Below are 679 nucleotides of genomic sequence, written 5' to 3'. Positions count from 1 at the left end.
GACCGACGGAGAGGCGCTGGACCTTAATCAAGGTCTCCAGCGCGTCAATGGCCTCCTTAGCATTGAGTTCTTCGATCCACTGTGGATCCTCGAACCTGGTCATCAGGCGCTCAAGCAAGACACCCGCATTAGCATAATGCCCATTCTCCATCTTGCGGATGCGATGCTCACGCTTCTTTGCCTCCGCTGCCACAATGAACAGGTCATATGCTCGAGCACGAGCTGACCAATAGAACTCCATATAATATGCCTGGAGCTCTTCGACCGTAGCATCCTCTGACACAGATAATAGGTCAAGTTGGCGAATACCGTGAGTTTCTGCCTGCTCCAGATAAGCCATAAAGCGTTTGAATGCAGGATATGGCTCATGGGGCAACTGATTCCAGAACGAGCCCCCAATTTCGGTAACAGGGTAGCCATCCTGGTAGAATAGCCCACATGCTGCCGAATCCACAGCGGCCTGCGTCAAACACCCAAGCGAAGGTGCAAGGAAGTCCGATCGTAGGTAATAGATAGGCAGCCCATACTCGTTCAGAGGGATGTGCTTATTCAGGGTTGCGATTGCTTGGCCAACAGTGCATCCCTCTGGCATCGGTATCAAAGGGCTCCCTTGGAGGTCGCCTCCATCAATGGCCGGGTTTGAGGACGTCTGTAGCATGCGGCATGCCTTTAAGGGTTG

Annotated in this window: 1 protein-coding gene; it reads right to left on the bottom strand. The window is 53.0% G+C overall.

The window, feature by feature from the left end; all coding sequences use genetic code 11:
- On the bottom strand, positions 1-454 hold a 454-nt coding region (locus VJI93_RS08345; protein ID WP_324009252.1), incomplete at its 3' end, for a hypothetical protein.
- Positions 455-679: the final 225 nt, after the last annotated feature.

The sequence above is a fragment of the Parvimonas sp. M20 genome, assembly GCF_035282425.1.
In the GTDB taxonomy this organism is placed as follows: domain Bacteria; phylum Bacillota; class Clostridia; order Tissierellales; family Peptoniphilaceae; genus Parvimonas.
Note: the sequence above shows the minus strand (reverse complement) of the source record. Positions and strands in the feature narration are given on the sequence as shown.